We start from the raw sequence: 692 nt of genomic DNA, 5'->3' as shown, positions 1-692 counted from the left end.
CCGGCGGCGACCACGTTGCGCGGGTTGGAGGTGTTGGTGCAGCTGGTGACGGCGGCGATGATCACCGCGCCGTCGGGCATCCGCCCCTCCGTCTCCTCCCAGGCGCCGGCGATGCCGCGCTCGGCGAGCTGCGAGGTGGGCAGGCGGCGGTGCGGATTGGACGGGCCGGCCATGGTCCGCTCGACCGCGGAGAGGTCGAAGGTGAGTGTGCGCTCGTACTCGGCGCTCTTCAGGGCGTCGCCCCAGAGGCCGGCCTCCTTCGCGTAGGTCTCGACGAGCCGCACCTGGTCGTCGTCGCGGCCGGTGAGCTTGAGGTAGTCGATGGTCTGGCGGTCGATGTGGAACATCGCCGCGGTGGCGCCGTACTCCGGGGTCATGTTGGAGATGGTGGCGCGGTCGCCCACGGTCAGGGCCTCGGCGCCCTCGCCGAAGAACTCGAGGTACGCGGAGACGACACGCTCGCGGCGCAGGAATTCGGTCAGCGAGAGGACGATGTCGGTGGCGGTGATGCCCGGCTGCGGCCGGCCGGTGAGCTCCACGCCGACGATGTCGGGCAGGCGCATGTAGGAGGGCTGGCCGAGCATGACGCTCTCCGCCTCCAGGCCGCCCACGCCCACGGCGATCACGCCCAGCGCGTCCACGTGGGGGGTGTGGCTGTCGGTGCCCACGCAGGTGTCGGGGAAGGCCACGCC

Annotated in this window: 1 protein-coding gene; it reads right to left on the bottom strand. The window is 72.0% G+C overall.

Going from position 1 to position 692, the window contains the following annotated elements; translation table 11 throughout:
- Positions 1-692, bottom strand: a 692-nt coding sequence (locus tag G7A99_RS23130; protein WP_240466396.1) for an aconitase family protein, incomplete at both ends; no start/stop codon positions are given.

The organism is Arhodomonas sp. KWT, from assembly GCF_010993615.1.
The sequence above is the reverse complement of the archived record's forward strand: the minus strand, read 5'-3'. Positions and strand labels throughout refer to the sequence as shown.